Consider the following 22,295-nt stretch of genomic DNA (forward strand, 5'->3'; position numbering starts at 1 on the left):
CGACGGGTGGTGCACGAGGCCGCGGGGGCGTGCGGTGCCACCAGGGCAGGGCACAACGGGGCACACCCCACGACGTCCACCGGCCCAACCCACGAAGCCCGGACGACATTTCCCACTGCCGGCAGGCACTCGGACTCGCGCGGGCCGGCCCTCATACGGGCATGAGGGGCCCACGCTCACCGTTGCGGGACAGTTCCGGATTCGCACCGGATTCCCCTGCGGCGACAGCGAACACGAGCATACATGTTGTGTTGGCTTGTGCGGCCCACCCCATATCTTGTGTCGCGGGTCAAGCGATCTTTCCGCGGGCCACGCCTGTGCGGCCCGGGGACACGGCTCCGGCCACAGCTCCGGCGACGGCTTCAACTCCGGCTCCGGCTCCCGCTCCGGCTACAGCTCCAGTGCGTACGTCATCAGCCTCACGTCCGGCACCGGGCTCCAGTCGCGCTCGGGGGTGCGGGTGAAGCCCAGCCGCTCGTACAGCCGGTGGCCCGCCCTCATCCGCTCGCCCGTGGACAGCACCAGGCGCCGCACCCCCAGCAGCCGCGCGCGGTCCATGCAGGCGCGGACCAGTGCCTCGCCGGTGCCGCGGCCGCGTCCCTCGGAGCGCACGGCGAGCATCCTGAACTCCGCCTCGTCGGGCGCGGATATCTCCGCCAGCCGCGTGCCGTGCGGGACGAAGACCACGCTGCCCAGCACGGGGCCGCCCTCGCGCGGGACGGCGACCAGCATCTCGCCCGCGCCCTCCCGCGACCGCGCGTCCCGCAGCGTGTCCAGATAGGGGTCGCCGGGGTCGAGCAGGCCGTCCGACGCGTAGGCCCCGGCGGTCAGCTCGCCGATCTCGTCCAGCTCCTCCGGACGCGCGCTCCTGATGGTGATGTCCATGGGAGCAAGCATGAAGCCCCCCACTGACAATCGCCGCGAACGGCGGCCGCCAGTGGGGCACTTGGGGTCTCATGCGCAGGTCACCGCGTCAGCGGTCACGCGCGAGCAGCCACGCACGCTCGCTCACTCCCGCTGCGCAGCCGCCAGCTCCGCCCTCTCCTCCTTGGTGGAGATCAGCCCGTCGGGCGCGGTGATCCGCGACTCCTCGTACGGCGCCTCCTGCAACTCGGAGGGGATGCCCGCCCGTTGCAGCCGCAGCGACTTCACACACGTGCGGGCCGCGTCCGCCAGGACCACCACGACCAGCAGCGCGAAGAGGGCCGACAGCACGCCGTCCACCGTGGTGTTGGTGACGATGGTGTGCATGTCGTCCATGGTCTTGGCGGGCGGGAGCACCTTGTTCTGCGCGATGGCCGCCTGGGTGTCCGAACGCTGCTGGAAGAAGCCCACCTTCGGATCGGAGGAGAACACCTTCTGCCAGCTCGCGGTCAGCGTGACCACCGCGTCCCAGACCAGCGGAATCCCGGTCACCCAGGCCCACTTGAGCCGCCCCGACTTGATCAGCAGCGTGGTGGCGACGGCCAGCGCGACCGCGGCGAGGAGCTGGTTCGCGATGCCGAACAGGGGGAAGAGCTGGTTGATCCCGCCCAGCGGCTCGTGCACGCCGACCCACAGGAAGTAGCCCCACAGGGCCACCACGACGCCGCTGGTCAGCCAGATCCCGGGCTGCCAGCTCACGTTGCGGAACTTCGGGATCACGTTGCCGAGCGTGTCCTGCAGCATGAAGCGCCCCACCCGGGTCCCCGCGTCCAGCGCGGTGAGGATGAACAGCGCCTCGAACATGATCGCGAAGTGGTACCAGAACGCCTTCATCCCGGCGCCGCCGAACGCCTGGGAGAAGATCTCGGACACGCCGACCGCCAGCGTGGGCGCCCCGCCCGTGCGCGAGAGCAGCGAGTGTTCCTCGACGGCCTTGGCAGCGGCGGCCAGTTGGTCGGGCGAGATGTGATAGCCGAAGCCCGCGACCGCCTGGGACGCCGACTGCACGGAGTCGCCGATCACGCCCGCCGGAGCGTTCATCGCGAAGTACAGGCCCGGGTCGATGATGCTGGCCGCGACCAGCGCCATCACGGCGACGAAGGACTCCATCAGCATCGCCCCGTACCCGATCATCCGGATCTGGGTCTCCTTCTGGATCATCTTCGGGGTGGTGCCCGAGGCGATCAGCGAGTGGAACCCGGAGAGCGCGCCGCACGCGATGGTGATGAAGACGAAGGGGAAGAGCGAGCCCGCGAAGACCGGTCCCGTGCCCTTGGTGGCGAAGTCGGTGACCGCGTCCATCTTCATGCCGGGCAGCGCGACGACCACGCCGACCGCCAGCAGCGAGATGGTGCCGATCTTCATGAAGGTGGACAGGTAGTCGCGCGGCGCGAGCAGCATCCAGACCGGGAGTACGGAGGCGATGAAGCCGTACACCAGCATCCAGACCACCAGGGTGCCCGGCTCCAGCGTGAAGGTCTCCGCCCAGGAGGACTCGGCGACCCAGTTGCCCGCCACGATCGCGAGGAGCAGCAGCGCGACGCCGATCAGCGACACCTCGCTGACCCGTCCGGGGCGCAGCACGCGCAGGTACACGCCCATGAAGAGCGCGATCGGGATGGTCATCGCGATGGAGAAGGTGCCCCAGGGCGACTCGGCGAGGGCGTTCACCACGACCAGGGCCAGCACCGCGAGCAGGATGATCATGATGGCGAACACCGCGAGCAGCGCGGCCGCCCCGCCCACCGGGCCGATCTCCTCGCGCGCCATCTGGCCCAGCGACTTGCCGTCCCTGCGCATCGAGAAGAACAGGGTCACCATGTCCTGCACGGCGCCCGCGAAGATCACGCCCGCGATGATCCAGATGGTGCCGGGCAGATAGCCCATCTGCGCGGCCAGGACGGGCCCCACCAGCGGTCCCGCGCCGGCGATCGCGGCGAAGTGGTGCCCGAACAGCACCCGCCGGTCGGTGGGATGGAAGTCCACGCCGTTGTTCAGCCGTTCGGCGGGCGTGGCCCGGTTCCTGTCCGCCTTGAGCACGCGGGTCTGGATGAAGCGCGCGTAGAAGCGGTAGGCGATGGCGTACGAGCCGAGCGCCGCGGCCACCATCCAGGCGGCCGAGACGTCCTCGCCGCGGGCGAGCGCGAGCACCGCCCAGGCGCAGGCGCCGACGAGCGCGACGGCGGTCCAGACGACGACGGTACGTGGTGCGACGGTGCGCTGTGCGGTGGTACGCGGTCTCTCGGTAGGCACTCCGGCGGCCCCCTCTCGGCCCGAAGGATCACTCACTCACGACGATCCGGACCGTAGAGCACGCGAGAGACCCGCGCCACACCCCGTAAGGGCTCAACACGGTCACATCGCGGGCCTCTTGAGGTTGGCGACGAACTTGTAGCGGTCGCCGCGGTACACCGAGCGCACCCACTCCACCGGTTCGCCCGAGGTGTCCAGCGAATGCCGGGAGAGCATCAGCATCGGCAGCCCCACGTCGGTGGCCAGCAGCCCGGCCTCGCGCGGGGTGGCCAGCGAGGTCTCGATCGTCTCCTCGGCCTCGGCCAGGTGCACCCCGTACACCTCGGCCAGCGCGGTGTAGAGCGAGGTGTACTTGACCAGATTCCGCCGCAGCGCCGGGAAGCGCTTCTGCGACAGGTGGGTCGTCTCGATGGCCATCGGCTCGCCGCTCGCCAGCCGCAGCCGCTCGATCCGCAGCACCCGGCCGCCCGGCGGGATGTCCAGCAGCGCGGCCAGCCGGTCGTCGGCCGTGACATAGCCGATGTCCAGAAGCTGCGAGGTGGGCTCCAGGCCCTGCGCGCGCATGTCCTCGGTGTACGAGGTGAGTTGGAGCGCCTGGGAGACCTTCGGCTTGGCCACGAAGGTGCCCTTGCCCTGGATGCGCTCCAGCCTGCCCTCGACCACCAGCTCCTGGAGCGCCTGCCTGACCGTGGTGCGCGAGGTGTCGAACTCGGTGGCCAGAGTGCGCTCGGGCGGCACGGGCGTGCCCGGCGGGAGCGTCTCGGTCATCTCCAGCAAGTGCCGCTTCAGGCGGTAGTACTTGGGGACGCGGGCGGTGCGTCCCGCTCCGTTGCCCCCGGCGGTCTCCGCTTCCGCGGACGCTGCTGAGGCGGTAGAGGCCGCGCCCCCGTCCGTACCCATGGCACGCCTTCCCGAGTCGTGTGCTGCTGCCGTCACCGGCTCCTCCCACGCGTAGTCCGCCCTGACCGTCGGCTCCTGCCGTCCACCCGGTCCTGACCGGCCTGCGCGGCTCACATCGTGGCACGGGCGCGGCCGTTCGGGGCGTCCCGGCTCAGATGTCGGTCCGGTAACGGAAGCGACAGCGAGCTTTATACACCGTTGACACCCCATTAGGTCTAGGCCAAGCTGCCGACTGGTCTAAACCAATAGAGCCACATCAGTGTGCAGGGGAGGATGCTGTGAAACGTGGGCTCATGGCCGCGGTGGGAGCCGTGGCGCTGACGGTGAGTGTTGCGGGCTGTGGGTCCGACGACGGCCAGAAGGGCGGCGGGGGAGCCGAGAGCTTCAAGGGCAAGACGCTCACCGTCTGGGCGATGGACGGTTCCACGCCCAAGCAGTGGGAGAAGGACGTGCGTGCCGCCTTCGAGAAGAAGACCGGCGCGAAGCTCAAGCTCGAAGTCCAGCAGTGGAACGGCATCCAGCAGAAGATCACCACGGCGCTCTCCGAGTCGGACCCGCCGGACGTGATCGAGGTCGGCAACACCCAGACCCCGGCGTACGCGAAGACCGGCGGGCTCCTGGAGCTCGGCGACCTCAAGAAGGGCCTGGGCGCCGACTGGACGCCCTCGGTGAACAAGTCGGCCGTCTACCAGGGCAAGCAGTTCGCCGCCCCGTGGTTCGTGGCCAACCGCACCGTGATCTACAACAAGAAGATCTGGGCGCAGGCGGGCCTCAAGGGCACCCCGAAGACCCGCGCCGAGCTCTTCAAGGCGTTCGACGCCATCGAGAAGAAGACCGACGCCGAGCCCGTCTACATGCCGGGCCAGAACTGGTACTTCTTCGACGGCCTGCTCATCGGCAACAAGGCCCAGCTCGTCAAGAAGCAGGGCGGCAAGTGGGTCTCCAACCTTTCCGACCCCAAGGTGGGCGAGGCCATGGAGGTCTACAAGAAGTACGCCTCGTACTCCAAGGCCCCCAAGGACAAGGACGAGGCCACCCCCGAGCAGGGCAAGGTCTTCGCCAAGGGCAAGACCGGCGCCTTCATCGGCATGGGCTGGGAGGTGGCCACCGCCGTCCAGGCCAACCCGAAGATGGAGAAGGACATCGGCTCCTTCACCATCCCCGGTGAGAAGGCCGGCACCCCCGAGGGCGTGTTCCTCGGCGGCTCCAACCTCGCCATCGCCGCGGGCAGCCAGAAGCAGGAGCTGGCCAAGGAGTTCCTGAAGATCGCCCTCTCCGACAAGTACGAGGGCGCCCTGGCCAAGGAGAGCGGCGTCATCCCGAACAAGCGCGCCCTGGAGGCCCAGCTCAAGGGCAACCCGGTCGCCGAGGCCGCGGCGCCCGCCGTGCCCGGGGGCGGCATGACCCCGCTGATCCCCGAGTGGGGCGCGGTGGAGAACCCGCCGAACCCGATCAAGACCTACATGACCGCCGTACTGAAGGGCCGCCCGCACGCGGAGGCCGCGAAGTCCGTACAGGCGGAGTTCGACAAGCGGCTCGCGCAACAGCAGTAGCCGCACGGCGCGTGACCGGCGTGCGTCTGGGACGTGGGCGCCCGCCGGTCACGCATGCGGGTTCGGCGGACCTCGACTCACGGAGTAGACATGTCAGTTCAGGCCGGTGAGGCGCCGCCGGTGCAGAGGGCGCCGCAGGAGGCCGGGCCACCGGGCCCGCCGGGGGAGCCGCGGCGGAGCGGCAGGGCGCTGCCCTACCTGCTGATGCTCCCCGCGCTCGCGGTCACCGCCGCGCTGCTCGGGTGGCCCATGGTGCGGAACGTCGTGCTGTCGTTCCAGAACCTCAACATGACGCAGCTCATCCAGCACCTCACCGAGTGGAACGGCGTCGGCAACTACGCCGACGTGCTCGGCGGGTCCGACTTCTGGCGGGTGACGCTGCGCTCGGTGCTGTTCACCGCGGCGAACGTCGTGCTCATCATGGTGGGCGGCACCCTGGTGGGCCTGCTGCTCGCGCGGCTCGGCAGCAAGATGCGGCTGCTGCTCTCGGTGGGCCTCGTACTCGCCTGGGCCATGCCGATCATCGCCGCGACCACCGTCTACCAGTGGCTGTTCGCGCAGCGCTTCGGCGTCGTCAACTGGGTGCTGGCCAAGCTCGGCTTCGCGTCCATGGCCGACTACAACTGGACTGGCAGCCAGCTCTCCACGTTCTTCGTGGTGTCGCTTCTGATCGTCTGGACGTCGATTCCGTTCGTCGCGATCAACCTGTACGCCGCGACCACCACGATCCCGCGCGAGCTGTACGAGGCGGCCGCGCTGGACGGCGCCGGGGCCTGGAAGAGCTTCGCCTCCGTGACGATGCCGTTCCTCAAGCCGTTCCTGCTGGCCACGACGTTCCTCGAAGTCATCTGGATCTTCAAGGCGTTCCCGCAGGTCTTCGCCGTCAACGAGGGCGGCCCGGACCGCCTCACCGAGACGCTGCCGGTGTACGCCTTCGTCGAGGGCGTCGGCAACCAGCACTACGGCATGGGCGCCGCGATCTCGGTGCTCACCATCCTGGTCCTGCTCGGGCTCATGTCGTACTACCTGCGCATCGTGCTGCGCCAGGAGGACGCGGAGGACATGGACGCCGGCACCGCCGAGAACGAAGGGAAGTCCGCACGGTGAGCCGCTCACTCCTCGGCCGGATCTGGCCGAACGCGACCGCCCTCGTGCTCTTCGCGTTCTTCGTCTTCCCGGTCTACTGGATGTTCAACACGGCGCTGAAGCCCAACGGCGACATCATCAGCGAGACCCCCGTCTGGTTCCCCGACAGCCCCACACTGGAGCACTTCCGCACGGCGATCGCGGCGGAGAACTTCTGGACCCTCGTGCGGAACTCCGTCACCGTCACGGCGCTCGCCGTGCTGCTCTCCCTGACGATCGCGCTGCTCGCGGCGTTCGCGCTGGCCCGCATGCGCTTCCGCGGCCGCAAGAGCCTCATCCTGACCTTCATGATCGCCCAGATGGCGCCCTGGGAGGTCATGGTGATCGCGATCTACATGCTGGTCAGGGACGCCGACATGCTCAACAGCCTGATCCCGCTCACGCTCTTCTACACGGTCATGGTCCTGCCGCTCACGCTGCTCACGCTGCGCGGCTACGTGGCGGCCGTGCCCAAGGAGCTGGAGGAGTCGGCGATGGTCGACGGGTGCACCCGCGTCCAGGCGTTCGTGAAGGTCATCTTCCCGCTGCTGGCACCGGGGCTGATGGCCACCTCGCTGTTCGGCTTCATCACCGCGTGGAACGAGTTCCCGATGGTGCTGATCCTCAACAAGAACGCCGAGGCGCAGACGCTCCCGCTGTGGCTGTCGAAGTTCCAGACCGCGTTCGGCGACGACTGGGGCGCCACCATGGCCGCCGCCTCGCTCTTCGCCATCCCCGTCCTGCTGCTCTTCGTCTACCTCCAGCGCAAGGCGGTCAGCGGACTCACCTCCGGCGCAGTGAAGGGATAGTGCGCACATGACGACCCTCGCCCGCGACGCCTCCACCCTCACCAGGGACGCGCTCGCCGTACTCCAGCCCGGCTTCACCGGCACCGAGGCGCCCGCGTGGCTGCTGCGCCGGCTCGGCGAAGGGCTGGCGGCCGTCGGCCTGTTCGGCCGCAACATCGCCTCGCCCGAGCAGCTCGCCGCGCTCACCGCCGAGCTGCGCGCCGCGCGCCCCGACGTGCTGGTCGCCATCGACGAGGAGGGCGGCGACGTCACCCGTCTCGAATCCCGTACGGGCTCCTCGTTCCCCGGCAATCTCGCGCTCGGCCGCATCGACGACCCCGCGCTCACCCGCCGGGTCGCTCGCGAACTCGGCGCCCGCCTCGCCGGCTGCGGCGTCAACCTCAACTGGGCGCCCTCGGCCGACGTCAACTCCAACCCCGACAACCCGGGCATCGGGGTCCGCTCCTTCGGCGCCGATCCCGAGCTGGTCGCCCGGCACACCGTCGCGTACGTGGAAGGGCTCCAGGACGCCGGCGTCGCCGCCTGCGTCAAGCACTTCCCCGGGCACGGCGACACCGCAGAGGACTCCCACCTCGCGCTGCCCCGCGTCGACGCCGACCTCGGCACCCTGCACGCGCGCGAACTGGTCCCCTTCCGCGCCGCGATCGCCGCGGGCAGCAAGTGCGTGATGAGCGCGCACATCCTGCTGCCCGCGCTCGACGCGGAGCGCCCGGCGACCCTGAGCGCCGCCGCGCTCACCGGGCTGCTGCGCGCGCCCCGCGACCGGGGCGGACTCGGCCATCAGGGCCTGATCGTCACCGACGCGCTGGAGATGAAGGCGATCGCCGACACCCACGGCATCGAGCGCGGCGCGGTCCTCGCGATCGCCGCGGGCGCCGACGCGCTGTGCGTCGGCGGACACCTGGCGGACGAGGACACCGTGCTCGGCCTGCGCGACGCGCTCGTACGCGCCGTCCACGAGGGCGAGCTCCCCGAACACCGCCTCGCCGAGGCCGCCTCCCGCGTCCGCGCCCTCGCCGACTGGGCGGCGGCCCAGCGCAGGGCCGAGTCGGCCGCCGCACACGAGGACAGCGGCACGGGACTGCGCGCCGCGCGCCGCGCACTGCGGGTGACCGGGGCCCGGGAGCCCCTCTCCGCGCCGCCGTTCGTCGCCGCCTTCACCCCGTACGCCAACATCGCGGTCGGTGACGAGACCCCCTGGGGCGTCGCCGCCGAGCTGGAGCACCTGCTCCCCGGCACCGCCACCGCCTCCTACGGCGCGGCCGAAGCCGGTGACCCGCAGGCCCTCGCCGCCCGCCTGCTCGCGGACGCGGGGGAGCGCCGCGTCGTGGCGGTGGTACGCGACGAGCACCGGCACCCGTGGATGGCCGGGGCCCTGCGCGCCCTGGTCGCCGCGCGCCCCGAAACGGTCGTGGTGGAGATGGGCGTCCCGCAGGCCCCGCCCTCCGGCGCCCTGCACATCGCCACGCACGGCGCCGCACGGGTCTGCGGCCGCGCGGCAGCGGAGGTGATCGGGGGCGCACAGGAGGACGACTAGAGCCGTACGCCGTCGAAGGGGCCGGTACGTCGCCGACGTACCGGCCCTCGCGCATGCCCGCGCGTACGCGCACGAAAAACGCGGGCTCCCAGGGGAACCCGCGTGAGAAATGCCGCGGGCCGCGGCGCCTGGGCGGGACCCTCAACCCTCCCGGCACCGCAGCCCGGACCTCCAAGACCCCGGCGCGGTCAGGGCAGAGAGCGCCGCGGTCTCGTTCTGCCCTCCTGTGCGGGGAGGGCAGAAGTCTGTTGTCTTCGCTGCTTGTTCAATTGTCCCGGTGCAATTGTGGACTAGACCACTCGGGGGTGTCCAGGCGGCGTACGCGGCGCATTCCACGCACTTCGCCCAACTCCACGTCTTGAACGGAAGCGATGCCCTGCGGCGACCGCTGTCGTAGATTCTTGCGCACACCGGTGCTCCCCGTCAGCCCCGTGCGGACATCCGTTTGCGCGCCGCCGGTAGGCTCGCGCACGTGCCCTCCATGAACGACCTCGTACGCCAGCACACCGCTCTCTCGGATCTCGACCTGGAGTGGCTGCACCTGCTGGTCTCCGAGTGGCAGCTGCTGGCCGACCTCTCCTTCGCCGATCTCGTGCTGTGGGTGCCCACCAGGGACGGCAGCCGCTATGTGTCGGTCGCCCAGATGCGCCCCAACACCGGGCCCACCTCGTATCAGGACGACATGGTCGGCCACCTCGTCCCGCGGGGCCGCCGCCCGCTGCTGGACGCCGCGCTGGACGAGGGACGGATCGTGCGCGAGGGCGATCCGGAGTGGCGCGAGGAGGTGCCGGTGCGGGTCGAGTCGATCCCGGTACGCCGCGAGGGCCGGGTGCTCGGCGTCATCGCCAGGAACACCAACCTGCTGACCGTCCGCACGCCCTCACGCCTCGAACTCACCTATCTGCAGAGCGCGTCCGACCTCGCGCAGATGATCGCCGCCGGCGCCTTCCCGTTCCCCGGGCAGCAGCTCGACATCGACCACATCCCGCGCGTCGGCGACGGCCTGATCCGCCTCGACGCCGACGGCGTGGTGCTCTACGCGAGCCCCAACGCGCTCTCGGCCTACCACCGCCTCGGCTTCACCCTCGACCTCGTCGGCGTACACCTGGGCGAGGCCACGGGCCAACTCGCCCCGTCCCGCGCGCCGGTGGACGAGGCGCTGGTCAAGATGGCCAGCGGCTGGGCCCCGCGGGGCGCCGAGGTCGAGGCCAACGACTGCGTCGTCCAGCTCCGCGCCATCCCGCTGAAGCCCAAGGGCGCCCGCATCGGCTCGCTGATCCTGCTCCGCGACATCACCGAAGTGCGGCGCCGCGAGCGGGAGTTGATGACCAAGGACGCCACCATCCGGGAGATCCACCACCGGGTGAAGAACAACCTCCAGACGGTCGCCGCGCTGCTCCGCCTCCAGGCCCGCAGGATGGACTCGGACCGCGGCAAGGAGGCGCTGAACGAGGCGGTGCGCCGGGTCGGTTCGATTGCCATCGTGCACGAGACGCTGTCCCAGACCCTCGACGAACGTGTCGAGTTCGACGAGATCGCCGACCGCGTGCTCGCGATGGTGGCCGAGATCTCACCGGGCCGCGTGAAGGGCCACCGCACGGGCCACTTCGGGGTGTTGGGCGCCGACGTCGCCACCCCGCTGTCGATGGTCCTCACCGAGGTCCTGCAGAACGCCTTGGAACACGGCTTCGGTACGGGCTACCCCGACACCGGCGAACAGGGCACCGTCGAGGTCGGCGCCGTGCGCGGCGGCGGTTCCGGCAGGGAGGAGGCCCGGCTGCTGGTCACCGTCCAGGACAACGGCCGCGGCCTGCCCGAGGGCTTCGACCCCAAGAGCGCCGGCAATCTGGGCCTGCAGATCGTACGGACGCTGGTGGAGGGCGAGTTGGGCGGCACCTTCGACATGCTGCCGGCCCCGGACGGCGGCACCCGCGTCGTCTTCGACCTCCCCGTACCGGCCGAACAGCGCCCGGGCCGCGAGCAGCCGGAGCACTGAGCGCGCACCCCGCGGGGCGCGCCAGGACAGCAACAAGCCCCGGTCCCATCGAAAGGGAACCGGGGCTCAGTCGAGCACTGCGCGCTGCGAACTCGGGGGAGCAGCTTGGGCAGCGCCTGGGTGCCGTCCTCAGGCGGACGCGGCGTTGTTCCGCGCCCGGTTGCGAGCGGCGCGGCGCTTCATGGCACGGCGCTCGTCCTCGCTGAGGCCACCCCAGACACCGGAGTCCTGGCCGGACTCCAGGGCCCACTGCAGGCACTGCTCCATCACGGGGCAGCGGCGGCAGACGGCCTTGGCTTCCTCGATCTGCAGCAGCGCAGGACCGGTGTTGCCGATGGGGAAGAACAGCTCGGGGTCTTCCTCGCGGCAAACGGCGTGGTGACGCCAGTCCATGGCTGCTACCTCTCCTCTGTTGCGGGCTCGTTGCTTGTGAATGTGAACGCTTTCACGAATCCCTCCGCAAGGGAAGGGGAACCGCTCGTTTGTGATGCGGGTCCCACTGGAACTGAGGAGGGGGATTCGAGCTCTCAAGGGGGCCGCCGAAGAGGGGCCGTCCCGATCGCCATGAAGAGACTCGCAAACCTCGGCGACGGATACAACCCCTTCCGGAAAGTTTTTTTTGAATCCTTGGTGTCGCCTGGCTCACAGCGGTACTTCCAGGGGGTGGACCCTGGTCTAAACGTTCGAGTAGAAGGACTTTAGGCCCTTCCGCTTACACAATCACACGCAGTGCACGCCGTACGCCTGTGAAGCGCACGCCGGTACGCACTCCCAGGTGGTCACCGTCCATCTGAAACGGCAGTGACACCTGCGATTGCAAGGTGAAGTCCGTCAGGTCGTGCAGGGACACCGCGTGCTTCCCGTGCGGGCCGCGTTCGGGCGAGGACGTGAGCAGCTGGCTCGCGTACCGGCTGACGGCGGCCGGGGTCAGCCGGCTGAGTCCGAGCACGTCGAGGGCGGTGTCGAAGGAAGCGGAGGGCGAGGAGTAGAGCGGCCTGTTGCCCAGGAAGGTCCACGGCGCGGTGTTGCTGACTATCGACAGCACCAGCCCCTCGACGGGGTCCTCGCCGGGGCGGGTCAGCGTGATGGTGCCGCCGCGCCGGTGCTGCTCGTTGAGGAACTGCCGTACGACCTGCCGCACATAGAGGGCGTGGGTCGAACGCTTGCCGCGCTCGCGGTGCTGCTCGACCCGCCCGACGACACCCGCGTCGAAGCCGAGCCCGGCCGTGAACGTGAACCAGCGGGGCGGCACCTCCGCGTCGTCGGTGCCCGGGACGCCGGAGGCGAGGCCGAGGCCGACGGTGCGCTCGCGGCCCTCACGCAGCGCGTCCAGCAGCGCGCCGGTGGCCTCGACGGGGTGGTTCGGCATGCCCAGGGCTCTGGCGAAGACGTTGGTCGAGCCGCCGGGGACGACGGAGAGGCGGGGCAGGCGGTCAGGGTCGGGGCCGTCCTGCAGGAGCCCGTTGACCATCTCGTTGACGGTGCCGTCGCCGCCGAGTGCGATCACCAGATCGGTCTCGCCGCCCTCGGCGGCCCGCCGTGCGAGGTCGCGTGCGTGCCCCTTGTACTCCGTGGTGACGACCTCCAGCTTGAGGTCGCTGGCGAGGGCGTGGGCGATGACGTCACGCGTCCGCGCGCTGGTGTCGGTGGCTGCCGGGTTGACCACGAGAAGTGCGCGCATGGGGGCAGGTTACCCACAGGTCCTGTGGAGGTGGTCCCGAGAGTCCCCCTCTGCGCGGTGGCTACCCTGGCCGGTGTGAGTGACAAGCCTGTTCCCGTACCCGTGAACCCCTCGGCCGCGCAGCGGCCCCGGCGCCTCGTGGCGGCCGCCGTGCTGACCGCGCTGGAGGGGGTGGTCGTCCTCGGGTTCGGGCTCTATTCACTGGTGCTGCTGTTCACCGACAAGCCCGACCAGATGACGCAGGCCGTGACCATGGCCGTGACCGTGCTGGCGCTGAGCGTGCTGCCGCTGGCCGCCGCGCGCGGGCTGTGGCTGCTGCGCCGCTGGAGCCGCGGCCCGGCGATGATCGTGCAGCTGCTGGCGCTTCCCGTGGCGTGGCAGTTCGCGCAGAACGGCGGGGCGTACGTGGCGCTCGCCGTGGTGCTCGCGGCCGCCGCCGTGGCGGTGCTGGCCTGCGTGGTGAACCCCACCGCGACCGAGGCGCTGGGCGTGGGGCCGCGGGAGGACTGAGAGCGGGAGAGCCGGGTGGCGGCCCGGCCCCCGCGGGCCTGCTCCTCGACCGGCCGGGCCTACTCCTCGACCAGCAGCTTGTCGCGGAGCTGGGCCAGGGTGCGGGCCAGGAGGCGGGAGACGTGCATCTGCGAGATGCCGACCTCCTGCGCGATCTGCGACTGGGTCATGTTGCCGAAGAAGCGCAGCAGCAGGATCTTCTTCTCCCGCGGCGGGAGCTCCTCCAGCAGGGGCTTCAGCGACTCCCGGTACTCCACGCCCTCCAGCGCGTCGTCCTCGGCGCCGAGGGTGTCGGCGACCGCGGGGGACTCGTCGTCGGTGTCCGGCACGTCCAGCGAGAGCGTGCTGTAGGCGTTCGCCGACTCCAGGCCCTCCAGCACCTCCTCCTCGGAGATGGAGAGCCGCTGCGCCAGCTCGTGCACCGTGGGCGCGCGGCCGTGCCGCTGGGAGAGCTCGGCGGTGGCCGAGGTCAGCGAGAGCCGCAGCTCCTGGAGGCGGCGCGGCACACGGACCGCCCAGCCCTTGTCGCGGAAGTGCCGCTTGATCTCGCCCACGACCGTCGGCGTCGCGTACGTGGAGAACTCCACGCCGCGCTCCGGGTCGAAGCGGTCGACGGACTTGATCAGGCCGATCGTGGCGACCTGGGTGAGGTCGTCCAGCGGCTCCCCGCGGTTGCGGAACCTGCGGGCCAGGTGCTCGACGAGCGGCAGGTGCATCCGCACGAGCTGGTTGCGCAGCTCGGCGCGCTCCGGCGAGTTCTCCGGGAGCTTGCGAAGCTGCATGAAGAGGGTGCGCGCACCGGCGCGGTCCTGCGGGTCGAACTGCCCGGCCGCGCGCACCGGCTGTTCGCCCGTCCCGTGCTGCTCGTGCTGCTGGTCCATCGCGTCCGCCCGCTCTGCCTGCTCCGATAGCTGACTGCTGGGGTCGGCCGGGTGCGGCCGCGCCTGCTCAGGGACGCCGGGACCGGCCGCCGCCCCGTTGCGGCCGATCCACATCTCCCTCGCCTCGTGCTCGGTCACGATGCTCCGGGACCCGCACCGCGCTTCTTGTGCAGGCTGATGCTCACCGTGCGGTCCTCGGAGACCGCCGAGTCGACCTCGCCGGCCAGCGCGGAGAGCACCGTCCAGGCGAAGGTGTCCCGCTCCGGGGCGCGGCCGTCGGTCGTCGGCGCGGAGACGGTGACCCGGAGCGAGTCGCCGACGAGCCGGAAGACGCAGCTGAGGACGGATCCGGAAACGGCCTGCTGGAGCAGGATCGCGCACGCCTCGTCCACGGCGATCCGCAGATCCTCGATCTCGTCGAGGGTGAAGTCCAAGCGGGCCGCGAGGCCGGCGGTGGCCGTACGCAGCACCGACAGATAGGCACCCGCTGCGGGCAGCCGGACCTCCACGAAGTCCTGCGTGTCCTGCTCCGCGGGCTCGCCTGCGATCTGGGACACCCTCACCTCCAAGGGGACGCAAGCCCGTTGGGCTCGTTTCGCTGTTACGAATGCGCCGGGGGCCGCCGCCGTTCCGCGGACCGGTGTGCTTCCGCGGGACTGGCCCCGGAGGACCGCGGGCCGGCACGGTGGATCGTTCGCCTGTGACGCTATCGCGATCCGCGACGCGATGTCGCCCGTGCGGATCACTGGTGCACCACCCCGAAGACGTCACCCATAGTAAACATAAGGGCACGATCCGTGGCTAGGGGTGGGGAACCCCAATTCCGGGATGATTACGCTCCGTTGATGTTTTTGGGGGATCGCGGTGGTGCGAAATCTTCGGCACTCCTCCCGTACCCAGTCCTAGGGGCGTTAATAGTGCGCCCGGGGCGGATTCTCTGGCAAGTACGCAGGGTGAGCGAATTTCCGGAGCGTGCGCTTCCGTTCGCACAGAGCGACAGCGAAGGCGTCACGCAACGTCGCGGATTCTGTCAGGCGGTGATGACCGCGGCGATCCTGCTGCCCGGGGCGAAGGCGCCCTCGCGTGCGAGGGAGGTCAGCGCGTACAGCAGCTTGGCCACGTACACGCGCTCGGTTTCCGGCAGTCCGTGCCGGGCCGCGAAGTCGGTGGCGAAGGCGTCCAGTTCCGGGGTCGTGCGGGCGTAGCCGCCGCAGTGGAAGCGGCCGTCCACCGTCCACGTGCCGCGCGGCCCGCCGAAGGCCTCCCGCTGCAGCCGCTCCGTCTCGTGCGCGAGGAAGTCGCCCCTGAGCACCGGTATGCCGAGCGCCCGCTGCCCCGGGCCGAGCCCCGCCGCGAGGCCAGCGAGGGTGCCGCCCGTGCCGCATGCGACGGCCGCCACCTCGGCGCGCCCGCGCAGCTCCCGGCCCAGCTCCGCGCAGCCGCGCACGGCAAGGGCGTTGCTGCCGCCCTCGGGGACCACGTACGCCTCCTCGCAGCCGAGGTCGGCGCACAGCTCGCGCTGGTACGCGGGGTCGGCGCGGCGGCGGTAGTCGGCGCGGGAGACGAAGCGCAGCCGCATGCCGTCCTCGGCGCACTGCCGCAGTGAGGGGTTGAGCGGCCTGTGCGCCAGCTCCTCGCCGCGTACGACGCCGAGCGTGGACAGGCCCAGGAGGCGGCCCGCCGCCGCCGTGGCGCGCAGGTGGTTGGAGTAGGCGCCGCCGAAGGTGAGCAGGGTGCGGCGGCCGGCGTCGAGGGCCGCGCGCAGATTGGGCTCCAGCTTGCGCCACTTGTTGCCGGGCAGCGCCGGATGGATCAGGTCGTCCCGCTTGAGCAGCAGCCGCACCCCGTACGCGGTGAAGCGCGGGTCCTCCAGCTCCTGGAGCGGGGACGGCAGCCGCGGGCCGAGGGCGGCGGGGGAGGAGGCGGGCGCGGACACGCTTCCGATTCTCCCGCACCCGCCGCCGGAGGCCCGCGGGCCCGGTGCTCACTTCAGCCGCGACTCGATCTTCTCGCGCATGTCGTCCATGGTGAAGCCGCGCGGATCGGACTTCTCCGCCGTCCACTCCAGGTGGCCGATGACGGAGCGGGAGTTCCAGCCGTGGTGCCTGCACAGCGCGGCGGCCGCGCGCGCGATGGCGTCGAGCTGCTCGGGCGGCCAGGGGTCCTCGCCGTTGCCGAGGTTCTCGCACTCGAAGCCGTAGAAGTAGCGGTTGCCGTCGGTGTTCATCTCGTTGGGGCGGGGCGGCTTCCGCTCGGCGATCACCGCGTCGAGCACGTCGTCGTCGCCCAGACCCGCGTGGTTGGCCCGCCCGTGGCCCACCAGGTGAACCGTTCCGTCCTTGGTGATGACCCCGTGGCACAGCGGCCCCGGCAGCCCGGCGCGGCCGTCGTAGCAGAGGTCGACGGTCTCCTTCGCGCCGTTGGTGGCGGTGTGGTGGATCACCACGCCGTGCACCGGGCCCCAGGGGCCCTTCTGGTTGCGGTTGTGGTTCCGCCAGTCGCGGACCTCCTCGACCTTCACGCCCTCCTTCTGGAGTGCTTCGACCAAGGCGTTCGCGGTGATGGGTGTGGCCATGCTGCCCCCGTCTCCCTGAACTTCGTATCGCCGTTCGGTTGTTGCCGTCGCGCCGTTGATGCCCGGCGCGCCGCGCCCTTACTCGGCCGCGGCGCCCCGCCCGGACGGTGCCGGACGGGGCCGCGGCGCGTGTGCGGCCGCACCAGTGTGGACTTTCACGGCGGCTTCGCGCCCGGTTATCGCGCATCCGTCCCCCGCACCGGGAACCGCAGCAACAGGGCCTGTACGCAGTGCTCTCCGGCGTACGGGCGGAGCAGCCGCGGCATGCGGTCGCGGGCGCGGCGCGCACGCCCCGAGCGGACCAGCGAGCAGTCCTCGAGGAAGACCTGCCACGCCGTGCACGCCTCCTCCAACTCTCCAGAGGCGAGCAGCAGTTCGGCCAGCTCGGCGTGGCTCAGCGCGCGGGAGCGGCGCTCGCCCTCGGGGCGCTGCCGCAGCGAGGAGCGCAACTCGCCGATGGCGCCGGCGCGGTCGCCCAGCTCGGCGCGGACCTTGCCGGCCTGGTAGAGCAGCGCGGCGTCCTGGTAGGCGCCGACCGGTTCGCCGTTCGGGCTCTCCGGGCCGCTGGTCAGGTCGGCCGGCGCACGGGCGAGTTCGTGCTCGGCGCGGCCCAGCGTCCGCACAGCGCGGTCCCGTTCGCCGCCCGCCGCCTGTGCCACGGCGAGGCCCGCGTACAGGAAGGCGCGCGCCGAGGGCTCGGCGCCGGACGGCGCCGCCTCGCACGCGGACTCCGCCAGCGCGAGGCTGTGCGCGGCGTGCCCCAACTGGTGCGCCTGGGTGCTCAGCGCGCGCCGCGCCAGGGCCACGCCCTCGGGGTCGCCGCCCTCCTCCGCGAGCTCGGCCGCGGTGAGGAAGGCGCGCTGGGCGAGGCCGTGCCGCTGCTCGTCCGCGTACACCCTGGCCAGCAGGTAGCTCAGCCGGGCCGCGCCCGCCAGCAGTTGCGCGTGGTGCGGGCCGTCGCCGCCGGTGCGCAGCCTGCGGACCAGGCCGCTCAGGTACGCGGCGAGCGGGGTGCGGATGTGGCCGCCGCCGTGCCGGTCGGCCTGCTGGGCGAAGAAGCGCACGTGTTCGCGCACCGAGGCCACCTCGTCGGGGCTCGTGCGGCGCACCGTGTGGGTGGGGCGCGGGGTGGCGGCCGAGGCCGGCGCGGGGCCCGGCGGCCTCAGCTGGGGCACCGCCGGGCTCGGCGCTCCGGGCGCGCCGGGCGCACCCGGAGCGGGCGAACCGGCGCGCGGGGCGGTGCCGCACTGCGCTCCCTGTGCGCCGTGCGCCGGAGGTGAGCCGGGGGCCGGGCCGGAGTTCGGGCCCGAGCCTGAGCTTGAGCCCGAGCCGGGTCCGGGGGTGGAGCCCGCGCCGGATCCTGAGCCGGGTCCCGTACCCGGCCCCGCGCCCGACCCCGCGCGGGGATGGCGGGGGCGGGTGAGCAGGGTCAACTGGTAGGGCGCTGCGGGCGGTTGGGCCGCCCGGGGCGGGCCGACGACCGGCCTGGTCAGCGCGGCGACGCGGTCGGCGGGGTGCGCGGAGCGCGCGCCGCGGCGCTGCGGGCTGTCGCCCATGCCGAGCTCCGCGACGGCGACCGGGCGCCCCAGCTTGCGGGACAGCGCCTCGGCCATGAGCAGCCGCACCCGGGGCGCCGGGCGGCTGCCGCGCAGCCACTGGGCGACCGAGGTGCGGTCGTAGCGCAGGTGGACGCCCGCCTCGGCGCCCAGCGCCGCGATGGCCCTGGCGAACGCCTCCTGGGTCCACTCGGTCTCCCGCAGGAGCGCGCGCAGCGCGTGGTTGGGGGTTCTGGTGCGGCGGTCAGATGACGGCATGACCTATGCCGTACCGGTCTCGAATCGGGTCGTTCACGGGGGAGTTCCTCCTCATGTCGGCGTACGGGGGTGCCGTGGGCGGCATTGCGTACGGGGGTGTACGGAATGCATCCAGCCAACCGCACACGGTCCGGGGGCGGGAGCATGTGCCGCTCGCATGCGTGGGCGGGGTTTTCACACCCCGTGTGAACCGGAGTCGGTTACTCTGCGAAACAGGGAGTTGGATGGACCGGAGGGCGGCACCACGCAATGGAGCCCAACAGTCAACTGGACGCGCTGCTAGAGCAGTCGGGGATATCCCGGGCCGGTCTTGCGGCGCGCGTGAACCGTCTCGGAAGAGAGGCGGATGTCACTCTGCGTTACGATCACACGGCCGTCGGACGATGGCTCAAAGGGCAGCGTCCGCGCGGCAGGGTGCCGGAGATGATCTGCGAGATCCTCGGCGGGCGCCTGGGCAGGACCCTCACCCTCGCCGACATCGGCATGGCGGCCCCGGGGCCCGGCGGCTCGCCGGCGCCGCAGGGCGCGGGAGACCCCGGCGACGGGGTGGGGCTCGGACGGTTCCTGGAGCGCGCCGCGGTCTTATGGCGCTCGGACCAGCTCCACGCCGAGCAGGGCGGACCGCCCCTGCTGGCCGGGGCGTCCGCCATCGCCCCCGTATGGGAGTGGGAGAACCCGCCGGAGGACCTGGACGTCTCGCACGACGGCGACCGCGAGGTCACCGAGGAGGACGTCGAGATCCTCACCGCGGCGCGCAGCCACTACGAGCACCTCTACAGGAACGCGGGCGGCGTGGCCACGCGGGCGCGCGTCACCGGCTTCCTCACCGCCGGTGTGGCGCCGCTGCTGCGCGGCGGGTACGGCGACGCGACGGGGCGGCAACTGCACCGCGCCGCGGGCTCGTTGGCCGCCGTGGGCGGGATCTGCGCGTACGACGCCGACGCCCAGGGACTCGCGCAGCGCTACTTCCACCAGGCGCTGCGGCTCGGAAAGGCCAGCGGCGACCGGCTGTTCGGCGGGTACGTGGTGGCGCTGCTCGTCAATCAGGCGCTCTTCCTCGGCGACAGCCGCCGGGCCATCGCCTGCGCCGAGGCCGTGCTGCGGACCGCGGGGCCGCACGCCAGCCCCGCGCTCGCGACCGACCTGTACGCGATGCAGGCCATGGCGTACGCGCGGCTCGGCGACCGGCGCAGCGCGCACGCGTGCATGCGCTGGGCTGAGGCGTACTCGGAGCGGATCAGGCCCGAGGAGGAGCCGGTGGAGACCGGGTACGTGCAGCCGGGGCTCGTCGAAGTGCGGCTCGCCGAGTCCCTGCTGGTGCTCGGCGAACTGGACGCGGCCGAGAAGTACGCGAAGGAGGCGGCCAGGGCGCCGGCCCATGTGCGGGGCCGGGTCAACAGGCTGGCCACCCTCACCGACGTGGAGCTGCGCAGCGGCGATCCGGAGCGGGCCGCGGCGACGGCGGCCGAGATGGTCGGCCATGCGCAGGGCATCGAGTCGCAGCGGCTGCGGGGACGGATGCGCGGGGTGCGGGACCACCTGCTCCAGCACCCCGGCACGTCGGCGGCCGAGGCCGCCGAGCTGATCGAGGACGCGCTGCGGGTGCCGCTCTAGGCACCCCGCGCGCGGTGCCCCGCGCGGCTCCCGGCACCTGCGGGTGCCCGCGGATGCCTCGTCGGGGCCGGTTGCCGCCCCCTGTGCGCTCTGTCTGCGGGGCGCGGCAGCGTGCTGGGATGTGCCCAACTTTCGCCTGGAAGGGGGCACATACGTGAAATGGAAAAACCTGGGTGAGCGGACCGTGTACGAGAACCAGTGGCTGAAGGTCAACCTGGCCGATGTGGAGCTGCCCGACGGGCGCCACCTGGACCACTATCTGATCCGGCTCAGGCCCGTGGCGATGGCCACCGCGGTCAACGAGCGCAACGAGGTGCTGATGCTGTGGCGGCACCGCTTCATCACGGACAGCTGGGGCTGGGAGCTGGCGGCCGGAGTGGTGGAGGAGGGCGAGAGCCTGGAGGCCGCCGCGGCGCGCGAGATGCTGGAGGAGACGGGCTGGCGCCCCGGCCCCCTGGCGCACCTGATGACCGTCGAGCCCGCGAACGGGCTGACGGATGCGCGGCACCACATCTACTGGGCGCAGGAGGCCGAGTTCGTGGGCCATCCCGAGGACGACTTCGAGTCCGAGAAGCGCGAGTGGGTGCCGCTCAAGGAGGCGCCCGACCTGATCGCGGCCGGCACCGTGCCGGCCGCGAACACGGCCGCGGCACTGCTGATGCTGTACCGCCTGCGCTTCCTGTGAGCGGGGCGCTGTGAGCAGGGCGCCGTGAGCGGGGCACCGTGAGCGGGGCGCGGCGCCCCGGACCGGGCCCGGGGCCCCGGGGGTCTACTTCCCGAAGGGGCCGCCGCCCGCCGTGCCGCCGCCGCGCAGGAACGCGTCGCCGTGCTCGGCGATGTGCTGCTCCACGGCCACGAGCGCCTGCTGCACGTCGGCGGGGGTCCCGGCGCCGCGCTGCTCCGCGTAATACGCCGCACCCAGCTTGCGCAGCAGGTCGTTGCCCGTGCGCTGCGCCTGCACCTCTTCGACCTTCTCCTTGCCCTGCGCGAGGCCCTTCTGCGCCTGCTCCTTGGCCCTGTCGAGGAAACCTGCCATGGTGCTGCCTCCCGTGCTGATCGGTGCGGGATGTGCGGATGGTCGTACGGGACGAGGGCGCGTCGGGGAGTGCCTCCGGAGTGCCCTCACTTCGGCAACGTATGCCGTGATCAGGCGGTTCCCCGGCGCTCCGCGCCGAGCAGGTCGCAGGCCAGCGCCGCGAGCTGCTCGATCGCCGGGTGCCCGGGCGTGTCGCGCCAGGCGAGCAGCACCGGTACGGAGGGGACGCCGGTCAGCGGCCTGTAGGCCACCCCGGGGTGCGGGTGCAGTTCGGCGGTGGCGGTGGTGGAGACGCCGACCGCGTTGCCCGCCGCGATGGCGCCCAGCCAGTCGTCGGTGTTGGCGACGTGCACGGTGCGTGCGGGCCCGGGCCGGAGGCAGGCCGGCCACAGCGCGGGGGTGGTGAGCCCGGAGACCGTGTTCAGCGCGACGGGGTACGGGGCGAGGTCGGCGAGGGTCAACGGGTCCTGCCGCGCGGCCAGTTCGCCGTCCGCCGGGACCGCTGCCACCCGCTCCTCGTCCAGCAGCCGGCGGGTGCGCAGGCCGCGGGTGTGCTCCGGCGCGGGGTCGCGCAGCACCGCGGCGTCCACCTGGCCGCTGCGCAGCCCCGCCGTACGGTCGTCGATGCGCAGCAGCTCCAGCGGGGTCTCCGGGTGCTCGGCGCGCCACCTGCGCAGCAGGGGAGTGGTGTGCCGGCCGAGCGCGGACCAGGCGTGGCCCAGGCGCAGCGGCCAGTGGTGCAGCCGGGCCGGGTCCAGCGCTTCGTCGACGGCGGCGACCGCCGCTGCCGCCTTCTCGCGGAACGCGGTGCCCTCGGCGGTCAGTTCGAGGTGGTGCGTGCTGCGGTCCACGAGGCGGGTGCCGAGGTGTTCCTCGAGCTGGCGGAGGGTGCGGGAGAGCGCGGGCTGTCCGGTGCGGAGGCGGGCGGCGGCGCGGTCATGCCTGCCGAGCATAGCCGCAGGCGGAACGGCATTTCACGCGCCGCAACCGCCGCTCTACCGTGGGCTCCATGAGCTCCGCCGACCCCGCCGCAGCGCCTGCCTCCGCGCCCGACGCGTCCCCCGCTCCCTCTGTTCCTTCGACTTCT

At 71.9% G+C, this 22,295-nt stretch carries 20 protein-coding genes and 1 riboswitch; of the genes, 8 read left to right on the forward strand and 12 right to left on the reverse strand.

Annotated features, from left to right (window positions below; all coding sequences use genetic code 11):
* Positions 1-103 precede the first annotated feature (103 nt).
* A riboswitch (cobalamin riboswitch) is annotated at positions 104-241 on the reverse strand.
* Positions 242-390: 149 nt separating this feature from the next.
* The 3 genes from ABEE00_RS30365 to ABEE00_RS30375 form a co-directional block, all read right to left on the reverse strand.
* Entirely contained in the window at positions 391-885 is a 495-nt protein-coding gene (locus tag ABEE00_RS30365) for a GNAT family N-acetyltransferase (RefSeq protein ID WP_345748951.1), read from the reverse strand.
* 123 nt (positions 886-1,008) lie between these two features.
* Positions 1,009-3,177 carry a carbon starvation CstA family protein gene (locus ABEE00_RS30370; RefSeq protein WP_345748952.1) on the reverse strand — a complete coding sequence of 723 codons (2,169 nt, stop codon included), beginning with the start codon at positions 3,175-3,177 and terminating at the stop codon, positions 1,009-1,011.
* A gap of 102 nt (positions 3,178-3,279) precedes the next feature.
* On the reverse strand, positions 3,280-4,077 hold the full coding sequence (locus ABEE00_RS30375) for a GntR family transcriptional regulator (protein WP_345748953.1): 798 nt from the start codon (positions 4,075-4,077) through the stop codon (positions 3,280-3,282).
* 278 nt (positions 4,078-4,355) lie between these two features.
* On the opposite strand from ABEE00_RS30375, the gene ABEE00_RS30380 reads away from it, so the two are divergent.
* The 5 genes from ABEE00_RS30380 to ABEE00_RS30400 all read left to right on the forward strand — a co-directional run bounded on the left by ABEE00_RS30380 (position 4,356) and on the right by ABEE00_RS30400 (position 11,097).
* Positions 4,356-5,630, forward strand: a complete 1,275-nt coding sequence (locus ABEE00_RS30380) for an extracellular solute-binding protein (RefSeq protein ID WP_345748954.1) — start codon at positions 4,356-4,358, stop codon at positions 5,628-5,630.
* A gap of 90 nt (positions 5,631-5,720) precedes the next feature.
* Positions 5,721-6,737: a carbohydrate ABC transporter permease gene (locus ABEE00_RS30385; protein WP_345748955.1), complete on the forward strand. Its 1,017-nt coding sequence runs from the start codon at positions 5,721-5,723 to the stop codon at positions 6,735-6,737.
* On the forward strand, positions 6,734-7,564 hold the full coding sequence (locus tag ABEE00_RS30390; RefSeq protein ID WP_345748956.1) for a carbohydrate ABC transporter permease: 831 nt from the start codon (positions 6,734-6,736) through the stop codon (positions 7,562-7,564). Before ABEE00_RS30385 ends, ABEE00_RS30390 begins: the two co-directional genes overlap by 4 nt.
* 7 nt (positions 7,565-7,571) lie before the next feature.
* Positions 7,572-9,101, forward strand: coding sequence for a glycoside hydrolase family 3 protein (locus ABEE00_RS30395; RefSeq protein WP_345748957.1), 1,530 nt, complete (start codon positions 7,572-7,574; stop codon positions 9,099-9,101).
* 481 nt (positions 9,102-9,582) lie between these two features.
* Positions 9,583-11,097: a PAS domain-containing sensor histidine kinase gene (locus ABEE00_RS30400; protein WP_345749057.1), complete on the forward strand. Its 1,515-nt coding sequence runs from the start codon at positions 9,583-9,585 to the stop codon at positions 11,095-11,097.
* A 129-nt stretch (positions 11,098-11,226) separates the two neighbouring features.
* Here ABEE00_RS30400 and ABEE00_RS30405 read toward each other — a convergent pair whose 3' ends face one another.
* Together ABEE00_RS30405 and ABEE00_RS30410 are read right to left on the reverse strand one after the other, a co-directional pair.
* Positions 11,227-11,490: a WhiB family transcriptional regulator gene (locus tag ABEE00_RS30405; RefSeq protein ID WP_169441636.1), complete on the reverse strand. Its 264-nt coding sequence runs from the start codon at positions 11,488-11,490 to the stop codon at positions 11,227-11,229.
* Between the two features lie 319 nt (positions 11,491-11,809).
* On the reverse strand, positions 11,810-12,778 hold the full coding sequence (locus ABEE00_RS30410) for a diacylglycerol/lipid kinase family protein (protein ID WP_345748958.1): 969 nt from the start codon (positions 12,776-12,778) through the stop codon (positions 11,810-11,812).
* Positions 12,779-12,853: 75 nt separating this feature from the next.
* Here ABEE00_RS30410 and ABEE00_RS30415 point away from each other — a divergent pair, with 75 nt between their 5' ends.
* Positions 12,854-13,288 (forward strand): hypothetical protein, encoded by a 435-nt coding sequence (locus ABEE00_RS30415; protein ID WP_345748959.1) that lies wholly within the window; start codon positions 12,854-12,856, stop codon positions 13,286-13,288.
* A 59-nt stretch (positions 13,289-13,347) separates the two neighbouring features.
* On the opposite strand, the gene ABEE00_RS30420 is transcribed toward ABEE00_RS30415, so the two are convergent.
* From ABEE00_RS30420 to ABEE00_RS30440, 5 genes are all read right to left on the reverse strand, one after another.
* A complete protein-coding gene (locus tag ABEE00_RS30420; protein ID WP_451918699.1) occupies positions 13,348-14,307 on the reverse strand; it encodes an RNA polymerase sigma factor SigF in 960 nt (319 codons plus the stop codon).
* Positions 14,304-14,726 carry an ATP-binding protein gene (locus ABEE00_RS30425; protein WP_345748960.1) on the reverse strand — a complete coding sequence of 141 codons (423 nt, stop codon included), beginning with the start codon at positions 14,724-14,726 and terminating at the stop codon, positions 14,304-14,306. Before ABEE00_RS30425 ends, ABEE00_RS30420 begins: the two co-directional genes overlap by 4 nt.
* A gap of 473 nt (positions 14,727-15,199) precedes the next feature.
* Positions 15,200-16,105 carry a 1-aminocyclopropane-1-carboxylate deaminase/D-cysteine desulfhydrase gene (locus ABEE00_RS30430; RefSeq protein WP_345748961.1) on the reverse strand — a complete coding sequence of 302 codons (906 nt, stop codon included), beginning with the start codon at positions 16,103-16,105 and terminating at the stop codon, positions 15,200-15,202.
* Positions 16,106-16,153: 48 nt separating this feature from the next.
* Positions 16,154-16,744 carry an N-acetylmuramoyl-L-alanine amidase gene (locus ABEE00_RS30435; protein ID WP_345748962.1) on the reverse strand — a complete coding sequence of 197 codons (591 nt, stop codon included), beginning with the start codon at positions 16,742-16,744 and terminating at the stop codon, positions 16,154-16,156.
* A gap of 176 nt (positions 16,745-16,920) precedes the next feature.
* Complete coding sequence (locus tag ABEE00_RS30440; protein WP_345748963.1) at positions 16,921-18,558, reverse strand: tetratricopeptide repeat protein; 1,638 nt, start codon at positions 18,556-18,558, stop codon at positions 16,921-16,923.
* A 249-nt stretch (positions 18,559-18,807) separates the two neighbouring features.
* Here ABEE00_RS30440 and ABEE00_RS30445 point away from each other — a divergent pair, with 249 nt between their 5' ends.
* Entirely contained in the window at positions 18,808-20,172 is a 1,365-nt protein-coding gene (locus ABEE00_RS30445; protein WP_345748964.1) for an NsdA family TPR-like regulatory protein, read from the forward strand.
* A gap of 154 nt (positions 20,173-20,326) precedes the next feature.
* Positions 20,327-20,857, forward strand: a complete 531-nt coding sequence (locus ABEE00_RS30450; RefSeq protein ID WP_345748965.1) for an NUDIX hydrolase — start codon at positions 20,327-20,329, stop codon at positions 20,855-20,857.
* An 84-nt stretch (positions 20,858-20,941) separates the two neighbouring features.
* Here the strand turns inward: ABEE00_RS30450 and ABEE00_RS30455 are convergent, their stop codons facing one another.
* Complete coding sequence (locus ABEE00_RS30455) at positions 20,942-21,208, reverse strand: hypothetical protein (protein ID WP_345748966.1); 267 nt, start codon at positions 21,206-21,208, stop codon at positions 20,942-20,944.
* Between the two features lie 110 nt (positions 21,209-21,318).
* Complete coding sequence (locus ABEE00_RS30460) at positions 21,319-22,161, reverse strand: LysR family transcriptional regulator (protein WP_345748967.1); 843 nt, start codon at positions 22,159-22,161, stop codon at positions 21,319-21,321.
* Positions 22,162-22,295 lie beyond the last annotated feature (134 nt).

It is taken from the genome of Streptomyces odontomachicola (genome assembly GCF_039605595.1).
GTDB lineage: Bacteria > Actinomycetota > Actinomycetes > Streptomycetales > Streptomycetaceae > Streptomyces.